The organism is Pedobacter duraquae (assembly GCF_004362245.1).
GTDB classification, from domain to species: domain Bacteria; phylum Bacteroidota; class Bacteroidia; order Sphingobacteriales; family Sphingobacteriaceae; genus Pedobacter; species Pedobacter duraquae.
In genome coordinates, this window is the sequence record NZ_SNWM01000002.1 from 1 (window position 1) to 15,200 (window position 15,200).

Sequence of the window (15,200 nt, forward strand, 5' to 3'; positions counted from 1 at the left end):
GTAGGAATCTTTTTTGTTTCTGCAAATCTTTTTTGATTTTTATTTTCAGTGTTTAAAACACCCAGCATCAACTTTTTCTACCCTTATTTCAAATCAACCTCGCTTATCAAACCGCACTCCCCTTGCTCCCAAGCGGGATGCAAAAGTAGGAAAATATTCCCTCCTACCAAACTTATTGTTAACCTTTAACTAACACACAACCCTAATGCCCTGTCTCTCAAACAAAAGAAATTTGAATTATTTTAAACAATACACGCAATACAGAGGTACACGTTCGAAAAACGCATATTACCGAATATTCCAGGCACACCTAAGATTAAACAACCGCAAAAAGAAAAGCGCTGAAAACGGCATGAGGAACCCGCAAAAGATTAAAAAAAGGAAATTTTAATTAACAATATCTTTTTCTAAAACTATTTTAATATTCGAAAACGTAAAAAACAGGCAGGTTGCCGGCCAATTTTTCTCTTCCCTTATGCACTTCTAGAATTCACGAGTCAAGCAAAACTAAATCTCATCAATACAGACACAGTCTAAATGGGTGCATCTCCACTACTCATTAACTCAACACTGTCACTACCGTTTTATGCGAATCCGTGCAATTGTTGTGCTATCAGTGTGGACTCATAGTGGACTCAGTAGAACTTTCGTGCATCTGCGATTCGACCTGCACCTATTTGAATTAGCTATGCAATGGATTAGAAGACGCACTATATATACTATATAGACCAAAAAACTTAATTTGAAATATCTTCAGGGGTTACCCATACCGATTTCGTAATCAAGATCAGTTGGAAAGGACAATAAGCACGCAAAAACACACCTAGGTATAGTAACCTTTTCTAGATTGTAACTATTTCTTGTCTGAGGCATCTTAATACAAAAACAAAACATGAATTTATTAGGCAACCTGATCTGGATTATCTGTGGTGGAATCTTCATTTTTTTTGAATATCTGATTGGTGGGTTAATTCTTTGTGCAACAATTATTGGTATTCCTTTCGGAATTCAATGTTTCAAAATTGCTATAGTTGGGCTGGCCCCCTTTGGCGTTCGGATTACAGATACCTCTTACAACACAGGTTGCTTATCTACCATCATGAATATCATCTGGTTTGTTTTTGGCGGATTTTGGGTAGTACTCACCCATTTGTTTTTCGGGATTTTTCTTTGCCTTACTATCGTCGGAATTCCATTTGGCCGCCAGCATTTCAAACTCATGAATCTTGCTTTTACTCCATTCGGAAAGTCCATTAGCTAACGAACCTAATTATCGAAGCAAAAATAAAGCAGCCAATTCTGGGCACAATCGAGCACAACTGCTATTAAATAATTTGTAGAAAGCAAAAAAATGTCCTGTTTGCCCCTCCTACTTTAAATAAGGTTCTATTAACTTAGCTGTTAACCAAATATAATATAGCTCAATGGAAACCGAAAAGAACGTCGTAACAGTAAGCGCTACCGTAAATGCTCCTGTAGAAAAAGTATGGGAAGCCTGGACAAATCCTAAACACATTATGCAATGGACACATGCTTCGGAAGACTGGCACTCACCCTACGCAGATAATGATTTACAGGCAGGCGGCAAATTCAAAACCACAATGGCGGCTAAAGATGGCAGCTTCAGCTTCGATTTTGGAGGTACGTATACCCGCGTAGATCCCTACACCGCGATCGAATATACGCTTGATGACGGGAGAACAGTTAAAATTTCATTTGTAAAGGACTTTGAAGGCACAGAAATCACTGAAATTTTTGATCCCGAAAGTCAAAATCCAGTGAGCATGCAACAAGAAGGATGGCAGGCTATCCTTAATAATTTCAAAAAACACGCTGAAGCTATCAGCTAATAGAATTATAATCAGTACCTATAAGTCAATCGGGATTAAATGTTTTTTAGCCCGGACATCTCTGTCTTTTTTTTCTAGATTTGTGCCCGCTTTGGAGCCAGAGGCTGATTAGCCTGGCAGAACCCTATGGCGGACACAAATCTATTTCCCCTGCACATGAACAAATTTTTGTACGGAATTGACTTTGGTACTACCAATTCCGCCCTTTCTATTTTTGACGAAGAAAAGCAAGAGATCGTCAGCACGATCACAGTCCCCTCCCTTCTTTATTTCCAGCACGAACAAACTGGTGGAGAAGCTATGAAATACGTTGTTGGTGACCAGGCAATTACAGCATACCTTAGCGATGGCATGAAAGGGCGTTTCATCAAATCTATCAAACAGATCTTGTCAAGAAGTAGTTTCATTGAAACACGGATTCACAACAAAAGATATACGGCATCAGACCTTGTCGCTTTAATTCTCAAAGACTTAAAGGCGCAGGCCGACCAGATTATCGGCTACGATTGCCAGAAGGCTATTATCGGCAGACCTGTGTTTTTCGATGACGATAGCGCAGCCAAGGATACGCTCGCACAGACACGTCTGACCAAAGCTGCACAATTGGCTGGATTTACAGAAGTACGTTTTCAATTTGAACCTATTGGTGCAGCCTTCGCCTACGAAAAAACAATCAGCAAGAAAGAAAAGGTACTGGTAGCGGATTTGGGTGGAGGAACAACAGATTTCACATATCTCATGCTCGACCCCGCTAAAGTCGGAAATACAGACAGGAAAAATGATATGATCGCTTCCGGTGGAGTTTACGTAGGCGGCGATAGTTTTGACTCAGCATTTATGTGGGATAAAGGAACACCTTATTTTGGTAAAAATACCTTATACGAGGCTACGCCGGGTAAAATATTATCTGTTCCAATCTCCTTGTTTGCGAACATATGTACCTGGGATAAGATGAATTTCTTCAACGGATTGAGGATTCAGAAGGATCTACAGGATTATTACCATTACTCAAAAAAAGACAGAAAGTTTAAAAACCTGATTACGCTGGTCGACAATAACCTTGGATACTCCATATTTCAATCTATCGAGAAGACTAAAATCCGATTATCTAAACACGAGGAGGCACGATTTGTATACTCCAATATGGACATCGAGATCGATGAAGAGATTTCGTTGGAACAATATAATGCTGTTATCAATAAAGACATAAAAAAAATCGCCAATTACTTGGAAGAGTTTATGTTGAAGAACAACATCCAAGCCGAAGACATCGACAGTCTGTTCCTTACTGGCGGCACCTCACTTGTTGGTGGCATACAGCATTTGTTTAAAACAAAATTCCCCCACATTCCGGTAAATTCCGGCGACAACTTCACCAGTGTTGCTAAAGGACTGGCATACAGCGGATACTTATTTCAAGATTAAACACTTATTGATTGCAAAAAAGAAATGCCCTTAAATTTAAGGGCATTTCTTTTATAAAGATTGTGCGGGAGCTTATTTAAACGTTACCGGCACTGTGAGGTTTTCCCAACTCAGGTCAAAACCTTTACCTGTTATTGTATATACCAGACGTTCGTTAAACGTTTTGGATTTAGTTGGTTTTGCCGTTACAACAACAACATCTTTCTCTGGTACACGGGTTGTTAGGCCCCCACGTTTGATCCCCCATTGTCCAACTTCAGCATTAAAAATGATTTTCCACTCTGCAGCTCCTGTTTGGGCATATAGACTGTATTTCCCTGCTGGCAATGTTTTACCCTGTATTTTCAACGGTTTGTCTGTTTCGAAAGTTGTTGCCTCGTTGGCACCGGCTCTCCATACACTATCGGTAGGTACCAGTTCTCCCCAGATTTTTCTTCCTTTTACAGCAGGACTGCTGTATTTAATTTGGACCGTAGCGCCATTGATGGTACCATCTACAACTTGCGCCGGACTCGCTTTTTCTTTTGGGGCGGGTTTAGCAGCCTCCTGTGCAAAAACTGTTGCAGCGGTCGATACAAACAACATCACCGTCAGGCAAGATTTTTTAAAGGTTTTCATAATATTGATTTTTAGGATTGGTTATAAATTTAAGGATTTACTGGTTAGTTATTTTTGATCAGGCTTAATTTCGCAAAAAGGTCATCAAACATTAGCCGGGTATCTAGTCTTGTATATACGCGTATGGTCCTTCCGGCAGCGTTAGCTTCATAAAATCCCTCGTCATTAATTTTCGGCGATTTACGCAAAACGTAATCACTGGATGACGGATCAGCTTCAAAAGAAGATTGTAAAGCAGTTAGTAAAACCAAGGGACTATCGCCGATGATATACGTTTCACCAATGGAATAATTAACCTTTGCGAGTCTTCCCATCAATTTTTCAATAGACTGATATAAATAGAGTCCAACCTTTCCCTGAGGTTTAATGCGTGCACTTAACTCAGAATAGGACAAAAGCGTTTGTCTGTATGCATTTCTTGGTACTTGCCAAACAGGAATTTTCGAGCTATTGAAAACTGTCTGCACTGCTTTGATATCAATTGCCAGGTTGTATTCCGGTCCTTTAGAACCCGGAGGCAGAAACGCCAGACCTTCATATTCCGGTCCACCAATCCAAACCAGCGTGATTTTTTCGGCAATTTTTGGCTCTATCAGATAAGCGCTGGCCACATCTGTAAGTCCGGCGCCACAAACAATATATAAAGGCAGCTTTGTATCTGTGCGCATCGCCTCCCTCACAATAGCCTGAGCCGCTGCAGATACTTTAGGAACTTGAGAATTATCAAGACCAGTATTTGAACCTGCATAAACTGGAACCGACCGTTCCATTCCCAATAATCGGATCACCTCTGTTGCCTTTTCAACGGCGTGGTCTGCCGTTACTGTAGACGGGTCAAAAGGATCATTCTTTTTAAGGTGAGAGCCAATTACACCTGTAATCTTCACCGAAGGAGAAAGTAAGTGGTGAACAAGCTGGAACAGCCCATCGGGGTCACCAGAGAAATCGTTATCAATCATCACACGTATTCTTGGTTTGATCAATATAGTATCTTGCTGCGCAAAGCCAGAAGTGGCCCCCAATACGAACAGCAAGATCGTAGTATAAGTTATCTTTCTAATCATCTATTAATTTCTATGGTATACCGTAGTGTTTTCTCCATGCCCAACAATGATCATCGAAGTAAGGCCGATAAATAATCCATGAGCCAGCACACCCTCGATCTGGTTTAGTTGTTCTGCTAAAAGTGCAGGATCTTGAATTAGTCCAAAATCAGCATCTAGAATATAATTCCGGTTGTCGGTAACAAAAACTTCCCCACTTTTCTTCCGCAATTCAGCAGTACCTCCTAAAGCTTCAATCTGCTGAATGGCATAAGTAAGGGCAAGTGGAACAACTTCCACGGGTACTTTAAACTTACCAAGCAATTCAACTTTTTTTGCGCCGTCGGCAATAATAATCTCCATTTTAGTAAGTGAGGCAACAATTTTCTCCCTGAACAACGCTCCGCCCCCACCTTTAATCAACTGCAAACCTGTCGTAAATTCATCGGCACCATCAATAGTCACATCTATGGCATTAACATCCTGCAATTCCAGCAATGGGATATTAAGAGACTTTGCTAGGTTTTCAGTATGAACCGAAGTTGGCACACACTGAACTTTCAGGCCTTTAGCCACTAGATTGCCTATCTCCATAATTGCATAATATGCCGTGGAGCCTGTCCCCAAACCTATAATATCATTATCTTTAACAAATTTAACGGCCTCCAATGCGGCCATTTTCTTTTCTAGTTCTGTAGGGCTAAGTTGTGCTTCCAAAATCGTTTCGTCTAATGGATCGTTGATCCGGTTTTTTAAGTGTTTGACAAACGAAATTAATTGATTTTAATCAATTGAAAGGCATGGATTTTCGGATTTAATTACAAAACATATTCTCCGTTGATCGGTTTCACCGGATCAGGGATATCTTTAGCACCAATCATTTCCAGCAAATTAATTTCTATGCCCCTTGTGATCTGATTAAGCGGGATAGCGCTTGAATTATTTTCAAATGGATTGACCAGGCTCATTCCATTGATTTGAGTAGATACGTATACAAATCCTACCAGCCAGCCCAAAAATATCGAAGCCGGACCAGCATATTGGCTGATCACCAGGGTTAATGAGACCACAAATAACCATATAAATATTTTCGTAAAATAATTATATGTTGTCGGAAATATGGTATTCTTAATTCGTTCAGACATTCCCATTCCATCACAGAATTTTACGATAAGTTGATTCATTTCCATAAACCGGAAGCCATCAATCATGCCCTTTCTCGAAAGTTGCTCTAGTTCCCACGACTGTAAGTTCAAGATTGCGTTTGGTACATTGGTATGTAAGTTCGTTTCAATATCTTCGTGTTGATCAAGATATAAATGATATGTTTCATCGGTCGCACTTCTTAGATTTGCCTTCAAGGCATACAGAAAAGCGATATGACGGTTCACCATCCGTCTTTTAAGTGCATCAAATTCTTCGTCGCTCATGTCATTTTGTGTAAGGTAACTGGTAACGCTACGCGCCCAGGACCTGGAGTCGTTCACTAAACCACCCCAAATTTTTCTGGCCTCCCACCATCGGTCGTATGATTGGTTGTTATTAAATCCAACAAAAAAAGCAATGGCTGTACCTAAAACAGTGGGGATAATTGCTGGTACTTCAAAATGATGTTTAAATAAGAAAGTACGTAACAGATAAGCGGCAGTACAGGAAATAATCATGATGATATCGACCTGCCAGGTATTTCTAAGAATCCGGCTCAACCGGATATTTTGTACTATGAGCATATTATAAATTGAGTTACCATTACAAATAAATACAGAATTTTGTTTGACCACCGTAAATTATGTATTTTTAAGTCTAAACAACGCGATTATGAAATTTTACAGGCTATCTTTATTACTTCTCCTGATTGGTTTTACTGCCAAAGCGCAGGATGATGGAACATTTACTAAAATCGGTGACGCCGTTCCTGCATTTTCTTTTGAGACTGCAAAAGGGAAATCAGTAAATATTGCCGACTACAAAGGAAAACTGATTTTAATAAATCTTTTTGCCACCTGGTGCCCACCATGTAATATTGAGCTGCCACTTGCACAAACACAGATCTGGGATAAACATAAGAGCGATGCAAACTTTGCATTTTTCGTTTTTGGTCGTGAAGAAGGCTGGGATAAATTAATTCCATATAAAGCTAAAAAAGGATTTACCTTTCCAATTTTACCGGATCTGAACCGAAGCATTTTCAAAAAATTTGCGAGCATCTCTATCCCAAGAAATATTCTGATCGACGAGCAAGGCAAAATTATTTACCAATCGATAGGCTACTCGACCGAGGAATTTAAACAACTTACAGAACTCATTGATAACCATTTGGCTAAGCTTGCAAAGGCGAAATAATGAGTTTGATTAACGCTAAAGCAGTATTTACGCAATTAAAGAACGACCTCATCGGGAAAGATTCCTATCGGGGAGTGACACTTACTTACGCATGGCTGGCCAATCAATTCGGTCATTTCGCATTGGGATTCATCCCCGCTATTGTGGTATACAATCTGATCAGAGAAAAACCCGGAATTCATTATCCGGAATTATGGGCAGCGCTTGGTGTGTGGGCAGTCTGGATCTTATTTGAATTGTATAATTTTCTGGGTCCATTGGTTAGGTTGCCATCTGGGAAAAAGGAATTGAATAATCCGGATTATAGCTTCCCCCCTGCCTGGGCTAACGTAGCATTTGATACCGTTACAGATCTTTTTTACTTCGGGATCGGTGCATTGACAGCAAGCATCGTATGTTGCTATTCTGCTAGTGTTTCACAGATCATCATAGGGATGATTGTATTGGTTACCTGGCCGGCTTATTACTGGTATACCACTAAAATGTATATCCAATACGCAGAATATCCATTTCAACTCAGACTCAGTCAGTGGAAACAACCAATCTCTGAAACTAATAAAAAGGCAGTTCTGAATTACATCAAGAACGAAGAAAACGGCAAGCACTTGTTACTTTTTGGTTCCAAGGGAAGTGGAAAAACAACGCTGGCTGTAGGCCTGTCTACCGAAATCTCTATAAACAGGGGCTGCTGTAGCTATATTACAGCCGTCAAATTACTGAGTTTATTTTACGAGCGTGATGAACATCCAGACGTAACCTTTAATATGTTGTGGAACTGGCGCAAATCTTCCTTGCTGGTGATTGATGACATTAATCCCGGAAATCCCATTAAGGGAGATATTTTAAGCACTGCAATTTTTTATGATATCCTTGACAATCCCGTTTTCGGGCCAGATAACATCAAACATATCCGGGAAAAAAATATCGTGTGGGTAATGGGTACAGAAGATCCGGCAGTTCAGTTGGAAGAAAACTGGCAGACCTTATTGCAACGCATAGGAATCAGTAAAGAAAATATAACTACGATAAATTTGGATAACCATTAATTCTGGGGAACGATTAAGGTAAGATATTATTATCATATGCGAAACTCACCAGATGCGTTAGGCTCTTCACATCAAATCGCTTATATAAAGGGATTATCCTTTTATCGATAGCAGAATGTGAAACCTTAAGCTCGCGTGCAATCTCTTTAAAAGAGTATCCTTTAGCAACAAGTGACAATGCTTCTTTTTCTTTATCTGAGATGGCGAGATGGGCGAATAACATTTTATTCAACTCTTCCTCAAAAGTTTCTTTTTCAGGCCCATATGCGGCATAACGCATTATCTTTCCAAAGATCAAACTCCTGTTTATCTGGAAGCGTCCGATGATCGCTGTAATCTTTCCTTCTTCAGAGCTATAGACACCAACACGCGCTAAAATGGGTACCAGATGTCCGTCTTTATGGATTTTCTTTAGTTCTATTGTGAAGCTATATTGCTCAAGGTTCTCGGTCTTGTTGTGAATAAACCGTAGTGCTTTATCATTCAAATCATGTGAAAAGGGTGCGAAGTCAGGTGCCGACATGTTTACAATAGCCAACATATTGATCTCTTCATCTTTGTACCCTACTACCTCCTCCCAGCCAGCGGCGAAAATCATCTTTCCCTCTTTAAAAGAATAAATGTAAACCGCTTCTTCCGGAAACCTTGGGATTGATTTTAGAAAATACTGGTAGCGTTCTGTTTCAGGATCGGCTGGTGTATCGGTAATAAAATTCTTTGAGTAATCTCCTAATTCCATATTCATCCCTCGGGCATTTTCAAACTAAAACTACGTATTTACGCAGTTGACAAGGCAAACATGCGGCAGTATCTTTACAACAAGTTTAAATAAAATATTGATGAATGCGACATTTAATTGAGAGATAATCCCAGCACCATTAAAAAAAAATCAAAATTATGCTCCCTTCCAGCCTTAGAAATTTAAACTCACCCCGTTATGTTATACCTCTCCTCAGAATTATCGCTCTTACACTTTTGATCCTTTGCTTATACCAGGCCTTCATCCAGTCTGGTGGCATTGATCACTTGTTGTAGCGTTATCTACCGATCCTGCGTTTACCTAAACAAGCACTGAGAAGATATGACGAAATACTACACTATTATTAAAGAGAGAATTACCTACATGCTGTTAATCTTGAAAAAGGTTTCATGATTTGATGATTTATAGCGTCATTTGAAAAAAATGACATTATGGATTTCGATAAAACTAACCGGGCAAGCATTGATGAGATCAGAAAACGCTTCGACAAAGATGTGGAGCGTTTTTCCAATCTTGATACCGGGCAGCTAACAACTATTGATGCAGCACTGACGATGGAGCTTTGCACTACCGCTGCGCATTATAGCACACCGAATGCCACTCAATTACTTGATATTGGTTGTGGAGCAGGGAACTACAGCTTAAAAATGCTCAGTAAAATCACCAGCCTTCATTGCACTATAAGTGACCTGAGCATGCCCATGCTGGATCGTGCTGAACAACGGCTACTCACTGCAGGCTGCTCTTCCGTAACGAAAGTTCAGGGAGACATGCGTAATTTGGACCTTCCTGAGCAGGGTTACGACATCATTCTTGCAGCAGCAGTATTTCATCACCTGCGTGATGATAGCGACTGGGAAAACGTATTTCAGAAAATGTACAAGTTGTTAAGACCTGGAGGAAGTATCTGGATTTCAGACTTGATCGCTCAGGATACTGCAGCGATGCAACGATTATTTCAGGATAGATATGGCAGTTATCTCGAAACCCTGGGCGGCGCGGAATACAAGCAAAAAGTATTTGACTATATCGCCTATGAGGATACCCCCAGATCGGTTACTTTCCAGATCAACCTCTTAAAAAAGGTGGGATTTACAGCGATAGAGATTTTGCACAAGAACGGTAATTTCGCGGCTTTCGGTGCAATCAAATAAATTTAGAAAGCATAAAAAAAGTCTGTATAAATACAGACTTTTTTTATGCTTTAGAGCGTGCTTATTTACCTGAATTTTTTTTCTCAGTTACTTCAGTACGGATATCTTGTGCTAAAGTTTTTAAGTCTTGCATTGCTTTACGTACTCTAGTTCCAGCTGCACCGTTTCCTGAGTTGTAAAATTTGTCTGCATCGGTCTCCACAGCGGCAACCAGCTCTTTTAATTTTGAAAATTTTTCCATGTTCTTTTTAAATTAATATTTGATTATGGGTTTAAAGATAATAATTATAGAATTTCTTGCAAATGAAATTTACATAAAAACGCTATTTTTTGTGCATTCACGGTATTTTAAACCATTTTCAGGACAATTTGTTTAGCATACGTCGCTTATTTTGAAACACCGACATGCAAACCTATGGAAAACAAAGATCCAAACCACCCGGAAAATGCTACAAAACCTGATTTCAATAGTACTACAGATCATCGGCCTACCGAACAACTGCCAGGTATTGAGAATCTTAATCAGGACTCCGCAGATAAGAAAATACCAAAAAACGATGAATCACTTTTTGGCACTTCTCACAAAACTGATTTGTGAGCCGGTCAACGTGATCCCGACGAAAAGGACGACGAAAAACTCATCAAACCTTAGTAGTTTCCAGACACGCCGAGCTCTAGTCCACGAAGTTCTGCCAATCCGCGCAACCGCCCTATCGCCGAGTAGCCCGGATTGGTGACTTTTTGCAAGTCGTCCAACATCTGGTGCCCGTGATCGGGACGAAATGGAATTGGCATAGTCCGACGCTCATTTTCTGCCACAACCAGCTTCATAATTTCATACATATTTACATCTCCTCCGAGGTGATCTGCCTCATAGAAATTTCCCTCTTCGTCTTTCGTCACATTTCGAAGGTGCAAGAAATACACGCGCTTTTTTACTGCTTCAAAAATCTCAGTCAGTACATTGCTAACGCTAGCACCTAGAGAACCCGTGCAGAAGCAAATACCATTAAAAGGTTTATCTACACTCTTCAGAATATGTTCCAGATCAGATTTGGTGCTCGCAACCCTTGGCAGCCCCAAAATAGGGTAAGGCGGATCATCGGGATGGATAGTCATGACCACGCCAGAAGATTCGCAAGCATCAGCGATTTCATTTAAAAACCAGGTTAGGTTACTTCTCAAACCCTCAGCGCCGATTTCTTTATACTCACCGATACTATTTCTTAATGCTTCCAACTCTATCTCCTTTTCGTTGGGAATACCCATGAGCACGTTGATACGCAGGTCGTCAAGATCAGCCTGACTCATTCCCGCATGTCTTTGCTTTGCTTTTTCCAGCAGCTCCTGACTATAATCCGCGGCGGCACCCTCACGTTGAAGAATATGAATGTCGAAAATTATCAGGTCAATCCAGTTAAAGTACAATGCTTTAGATCCATCAGTCATCGTTAAATCCAACTGTGTTCTGGTCCAGTCGAGCACCGGCATAAAGTTATAACAGATAGTTTTGATCCCACATGATGCGAGATTTCTAATCGATGTCTTATAATTTTCTATGTATCTACCGGCATCAGCACGGCGGGTCTTTATTGCCTCATGTACAGGTACACTTTCTACAACCGCCCAATGTAAGCCTGAGGCTTCAATAATCGCTTTTCTTTCAAGAATATCTGCGACAGGCCAAACTTCTCCATGCGGAATATGATGTAAGGCTGTTACTATCCCAACAGCACCGGCCTGTTTAACATCCTGCAAGCTAACAGGATCTGATGGGCCATACCAGCGCCAGGTTTGTACTAATTTATTCTTTTTATCAGTCATGATTTCAATTCAAAATCAATGATACTTAATTTTTGAGAAGCACTGAGCGGACTTGAAGAATAATTTAACGGAAACGTTTTCGTGATTAACTCAATTTATTATAAGGACTGCAGCGTACTACCAAGGGCAGAGACTTCCAAAGTGTACGGCATGCCACAGCGAAGAGCCACGTTATTTCTCTGATGTCCTACCGGGAAGTCAAAACATACAGGATATTTAAAGCCACTCACCTTCTCCATCACGATATCGTAGATTGTATTTCCAAACTCCTCACCAACTTCATCGGGCTTGACTTTAAAACCGCCAATGATCAAGCCAGCAAGGTTTTCAAGCTTACCACTTCGCTTGAGGTTCCAGAACATACGGTCAATGCTGTATAAATATTCACCTGTATCTTCCACAAAAAGTATTTTTCCATCTGTCTTTAAGTCTGACGATGAACCAGCTAATGTTTCGATCAAACTGAGATTGCCACCAACAAGATTGCCCTTCGCAATTCCAGCTCTATTGAATGAATTAAATGGCGCAGAATAAGATAAAACAGCTCCTGTTAGCGCTGTTTTAATGGACAATATTGTTTCAAATTGTATAGGCTCAGCCAGAACAGCCTCAGATGGAAAGCTATTGCACATTTTTGAATGGATGGACGCGATTCCAAAATTTCGTTCCAGATGACAATGCAATGCCGTGATGTCGCTAAATCCAATCAGCCATTTGGGATGATTCTTAAACCTATCAAAATTTAGTTGATCAAGAATCCTGACAACTCCATACCCACCCCTCGCACACATGATTGCCTTAATATCAGGATTATCAAGCATCATTTGCAAATCAGTTCTGCGCTCTTCATCAGTACCGCCATAAGTAAAATCCCGAGCTCCAACCGTCTTGCCAATAAATACCTGAAAGCCCCATTGCTGCATTGTTTTTACCGCCGGCTGAATATCCTCCAATGTTATAAATCCCGCAGGACAGGTGATGCCAATCAGGTCTCCGTTGCTCAGATATGGAGGGATTTTATTATTTTTACCTGATTCTGCCAATTCTGCTGCATAAGCACTACTCGCTGTCATTGCAGCTCCAGCGGTAAGTACGGAAGAAATAAACCTTTTCCGATCCATAGAGCGATTAATTAATTCTTTTCAGTTCGAAATCTGTAGGCAGATCCACGATCAAAGGAACTTTCTCTACCGTAACAAAACTAAGATCCAATCCGAAACCTTTTTCCTCAGGAACGCTGAAATTTTTAAGAATACGATAATAGATCATGGTACAGCGCTCAATAAACTGCAAACTGTAAGACGTCGACAATACCTTTTCTACCACAACAAACCTGAAATCCCCCGCTATTTTATGTTCGTTTAACGACGCATATCTGCTCGTGATGTCGATCTCCTGATTTTTCACCATTTCTTCTACAACTTTCCTGAACAGGACGTTGATACGTTGTTCAACCCTGAAACCTAGTCGGAAATCCACACGAATCAACTTGCCATCTATCAAAGGCACAACCTTGTATTCCATAGTATGCGGCTCATCGGTCACATCTACGTGCAATAACCAATAAACGTCTGCACGTTTCGGCAATTTCTGAATCATAGAGTACATGATTGACGATTCAATTTCAGAATTGAAGTTGGCGCTGGTTAAATATACCAGTTGTGATGCATATTTGGGTATAGTCTCATCGATGGAAATCTTCTCGATGATCGGGTAATATTTCTCGATATCAATGAATTTCATGTATCTGTTTCTGATCCTGCGACCGTTAAACCAAGCCCACATGATAGAGAAAAGCGACGCACCCAATAGCACTGTAAACCAACCTCCATGGAGAATTTTAGCTGCATTTCCAATTAGGAATGTCAGCTCGATAACACCATAAATGGTCAGGAAGATAACAATAAGATAGGTAGGCACCCGCTTACGCATTAAAAACACCGATACAAGTATTGTGGTCATGAGCATAGCTACAGTAATGGAGAGTCCATAGGCAGCCTCCATGTTGGTAGATTTTCTAAATATCAGCACCACGATTATACAACCAACGCAGAGTACCCAGTTCATTGAAGGTACATATAACTGTCCTTTTTGGTTACTTGGATAGTTGATTTTAACTTTCGGCCACAGGTTTAAACGTACAGCTTCTGCAATGAGGGTAAATGATCCTGAGATCAGCGCCTGACTAGCAATTGTTGCCGCTACCGTTGCAATAGAAATACCTGTAATCAGGAACCAATCTGGCATCAGGTGATAAAAAGGATTGATTTCACCGAGTTTAGTACCCTGTAATTTCCACAACCATACCCCTTGCCCCATATAATTCAATACCAGACAGGTCTTTACATAGATCCAGCTGATACGAATATTTGACCTTCCACAATGGCCAAGATCAGAGTAAAGTGCTTCCGCTCCCGTAGTACATAAAAACACCGCGCCAATAATCAGGAAGGCCTCAGGATTTGTAGACAGGATATGGTAAGCGTAATAGGGATTGATTGATTTCAGAATTTCTGGAAACTGAAGCACATAGACAAAACCCAACACGGCAATCATGGTGAACCATACCCACATAATTGGGCCAAATGCCTTACCGACAAGTGAAGTACCAAATTGTTGGAGAATAAAGAGTACAGCAATTATGGCTATAACAATCGGCACAGTAGGCAAGTCAGCATAGATAATTCCCAGTCCTTCAATAGCTGAGGAAACAGTTACAGCAGGAGTCATGATTCCATCTGCGAGGAGCGCTGCGCCACCAATCATGGCGGGAATGATCAGCCATTTTGCTCTTCTTTTAACGAGAGAGTACAGTGAAAAAATCCCACCCTCTCCTTTATTATCCGCTTGAAGCGTGATAATTACGTATTTAATGGTTGTTTGTAAAGTTAAAGTCCAGAAGATACACGAAAGTCCTCCCAGTATGAGATCGGCTGTGATTAACCTTTCTCCGATGATGGCTTTGAATACATATAGTGGTGAAGTACCAATATCACCATAGATAATTCCAAGACTAATTAATAAACCGGCCGCAGATAGTTTATTGACATCTTTATGATTTGACATTTTTATTTTTTGAGGTGGGCAAATGTAAATACAAAATGTACAATTTCAACTTTTTGTTTTAATAAAATTCA

16 protein-coding genes are annotated in these 15,200 nt (G+C 40.4%); 7 read left to right on the forward strand and 9 right to left on the reverse strand.

The window, feature by feature from the left end; all coding sequences use genetic code 11:
• The first annotated feature begins 892 nt into the window (after positions 1-892).
• From CLV32_RS06150 to CLV32_RS06160, 3 genes are all read left to right on the forward strand, one after another.
• Entirely contained in the window at positions 893-1,261 is a 369-nt protein-coding gene (locus CLV32_RS06150) for a YccF domain-containing protein (protein ID WP_133553569.1), read from the forward strand.
• Positions 1,262-1,424: 163 nt separating this feature from the next.
• Positions 1,425-1,850 (forward strand): SRPBCC family protein, encoded by a 426-nt coding sequence (locus CLV32_RS06155; RefSeq protein ID WP_133553571.1) that lies wholly within the window; start codon positions 1,425-1,427, stop codon positions 1,848-1,850.
• Between the two features lie 156 nt (positions 1,851-2,006).
• Positions 2,007-3,275 (forward strand): Hsp70 family protein, encoded by a 1,269-nt coding sequence (locus tag CLV32_RS06160; protein ID WP_133553573.1) that lies wholly within the window; start codon positions 2,007-2,009, stop codon positions 3,273-3,275.
• 72 nt (positions 3,276-3,347) lie between these two features.
• On the opposite strand, the gene CLV32_RS06165 is transcribed toward CLV32_RS06160, so the two are convergent.
• The 4 genes from CLV32_RS06165 to CLV32_RS06180 all read right to left on the reverse strand — a co-directional run bounded on the left by CLV32_RS06165 (position 3,348) and on the right by CLV32_RS06180 (position 6,666).
• On the reverse strand, positions 3,348-3,893 hold the full coding sequence (locus tag CLV32_RS06165; protein WP_133553575.1) for a DUF2911 domain-containing protein: 546 nt from the start codon (positions 3,891-3,893) through the stop codon (positions 3,348-3,350).
• Positions 3,894-3,937: 44 nt separating this feature from the next.
• A complete protein-coding gene (locus tag CLV32_RS06170) occupies positions 3,938-4,957 on the reverse strand; it encodes a nucleoside hydrolase (RefSeq protein WP_133553577.1) in 1,020 nt (339 codons plus the stop codon).
• Positions 4,958-4,960: 3 nt separating this feature from the next.
• Positions 4,961-5,653, reverse strand: coding sequence for a ribose-5-phosphate isomerase RpiA (gene rpiA, locus CLV32_RS06175; RefSeq protein WP_243732246.1), 693 nt, complete (start codon positions 5,651-5,653; stop codon positions 4,961-4,963).
• Between the two features lie 101 nt (positions 5,654-5,754).
• On the reverse strand, positions 5,755-6,666 hold the full coding sequence (locus CLV32_RS06180) for a bestrophin family protein (RefSeq protein ID WP_133553579.1): 912 nt from the start codon (positions 6,664-6,666) through the stop codon (positions 5,755-5,757).
• Positions 6,667-6,754: 88 nt separating this feature from the next.
• Between CLV32_RS06180 and CLV32_RS06185 the strand changes: the two genes are divergently transcribed.
• Positions 6,755-7,279 (forward strand): TlpA family protein disulfide reductase, encoded by a 525-nt coding sequence (locus tag CLV32_RS06185; protein ID WP_133553581.1) that lies wholly within the window; start codon positions 6,755-6,757, stop codon positions 7,277-7,279.
• Positions 7,279-8,325 carry a P-loop NTPase family protein gene (locus CLV32_RS06190; protein WP_133553583.1) on the forward strand — a complete coding sequence of 349 codons (1,047 nt, stop codon included), beginning with the start codon at positions 7,279-7,281 and terminating at the stop codon, positions 8,323-8,325. The genes CLV32_RS06185 and CLV32_RS06190 overlap by 1 nt, the downstream gene beginning before the upstream one ends.
• Before the next feature lie 13 nt (positions 8,326-8,338).
• On the opposite strand, the gene CLV32_RS06195 is transcribed toward CLV32_RS06190, so the two are convergent.
• Positions 8,339-9,070, reverse strand: a complete 732-nt coding sequence (locus CLV32_RS06195) for a LuxR C-terminal-related transcriptional regulator (RefSeq protein WP_166641898.1) — start codon at positions 9,068-9,070, stop codon at positions 8,339-8,341.
• Positions 9,071-9,516: 446 nt separating this feature from the next.
• Here CLV32_RS06195 and CLV32_RS06200 point away from each other — a divergent pair, with 446 nt between their 5' ends.
• Complete coding sequence (locus tag CLV32_RS06200) at positions 9,517-10,239, forward strand: class I SAM-dependent methyltransferase (protein WP_133553585.1); 723 nt, start codon at positions 9,517-9,519, stop codon at positions 10,237-10,239.
• Between the two features lie 61 nt (positions 10,240-10,300).
• Here the strand turns inward: CLV32_RS06200 and CLV32_RS06205 are convergent, their stop codons facing one another.
• A complete protein-coding gene (locus tag CLV32_RS06205) occupies positions 10,301-10,480 on the reverse strand; it encodes a histone H1 (RefSeq protein WP_133553587.1) in 180 nt (59 codons plus the stop codon).
• Positions 10,481-10,654: 174 nt separating this feature from the next.
• On the opposite strand from CLV32_RS06205, the gene CLV32_RS06210 reads away from it, so the two are divergent.
• Complete coding sequence (locus CLV32_RS06210) at positions 10,655-10,837, forward strand: hypothetical protein (protein WP_133553589.1); 183 nt, start codon at positions 10,655-10,657, stop codon at positions 10,835-10,837.
• A 50-nt stretch (positions 10,838-10,887) separates the two neighbouring features.
• Here the strand turns inward: CLV32_RS06210 and uxuA are convergent, their stop codons facing one another.
• The 3 genes from uxuA to CLV32_RS06225 form a co-directional block, all read right to left on the reverse strand.
• Positions 10,888-12,063: a mannonate dehydratase gene (uxuA, locus tag CLV32_RS06215; protein ID WP_133553591.1), complete on the reverse strand. Its 1,176-nt coding sequence runs from the start codon at positions 12,061-12,063 to the stop codon at positions 10,888-10,890.
• Positions 12,064-12,161: 98 nt separating this feature from the next.
• Positions 12,162-13,184 (reverse strand): S66 peptidase family protein, encoded by a 1,023-nt coding sequence (locus CLV32_RS06220; RefSeq protein ID WP_133553593.1) that lies wholly within the window; start codon positions 13,182-13,184, stop codon positions 12,162-12,164.
• Positions 13,185-13,191: 7 nt separating this feature from the next.
• Complete coding sequence (locus CLV32_RS06225; RefSeq protein WP_133553595.1) at positions 13,192-15,129, reverse strand: KUP/HAK/KT family potassium transporter; 1,938 nt, start codon at positions 15,127-15,129, stop codon at positions 13,192-13,194.
• Positions 15,130-15,200: the final 71 nt, after the last annotated feature.

Bases quoted from the DNA above. Each gene is read 5' to 3' on its own strand.
- CLV32_RS06165 (WP_133553575.1), bottom strand. From the start codon at position 3,893: ATGAAAACCTTTAAAAAATCTTGCCTGACGGTGATGTTGTTTGTATCG.
- CLV32_RS06205 (WP_133553587.1), bottom strand. From the start codon at position 10,480: ATGGAAAAATTTTCAAAATTAAAAGAGCTGGTTGCCGCTGTGGAGACC.
- CLV32_RS06155 (WP_133553571.1), top strand. From the start codon at position 1,425: ATGGAAACCGAAAAGAACGTCGTAACAGTAAGCGCTACCGTAAATGCT.
- CLV32_RS06195 (WP_166641898.1), bottom strand. From the start codon at position 9,070: ATGAATATGGAATTAGGAGATTACTCAAAGAATTTTATTACCGATACA.
- CLV32_RS06185 (WP_133553581.1), top strand. From the start codon at position 6,755: ATGAAATTTTACAGGCTATCTTTATTACTTCTCCTGATTGGTTTTACT.
- CLV32_RS06225 (WP_133553595.1), bottom strand. From the start codon at position 15,129: ATGTCAAATCATAAAGATGTCAATAAACTATCTGCGGCCGGTTTATTA.
- CLV32_RS06190 (WP_133553583.1), top strand. From the start codon at position 7,279: ATGAGTTTGATTAACGCTAAAGCAGTATTTACGCAATTAAAGAACGAC.
- CLV32_RS06160 (WP_133553573.1), top strand. From the start codon at position 2,007: ATGAACAAATTTTTGTACGGAATTGACTTTGGTACTACCAATTCCGCC.
- CLV32_RS06220 (WP_133553593.1), bottom strand. From the start codon at position 13,184: ATGGATCGGAAAAGGTTTATTTCTTCCGTACTTACCGCTGGAGCTGCA.
- CLV32_RS06210 (WP_133553589.1), top strand. From the start codon at position 10,655: ATGGAAAACAAAGATCCAAACCACCCGGAAAATGCTACAAAACCTGAT.
- CLV32_RS06170 (WP_133553577.1), bottom strand. From the start codon at position 4,957: ATGATTAGAAAGATAACTTATACTACGATCTTGCTGTTCGTATTGGGG.
- uxuA (WP_133553591.1), bottom strand. From the start codon at position 12,063: ATGACTGATAAAAAGAATAAATTAGTACAAACCTGGCGCTGGTATGGC.
- CLV32_RS06200 (WP_133553585.1), top strand. From the start codon at position 9,517: ATGGATTTCGATAAAACTAACCGGGCAAGCATTGATGAGATCAGAAAA.
- CLV32_RS06180 (WP_133553579.1), bottom strand. From the start codon at position 6,666: ATGCTCATAGTACAAAATATCCGGTTGAGCCGGATTCTTAGAAATACC.
- CLV32_RS06150 (WP_133553569.1), top strand. From the start codon at position 893: ATGAATTTATTAGGCAACCTGATCTGGATTATCTGTGGTGGAATCTTC.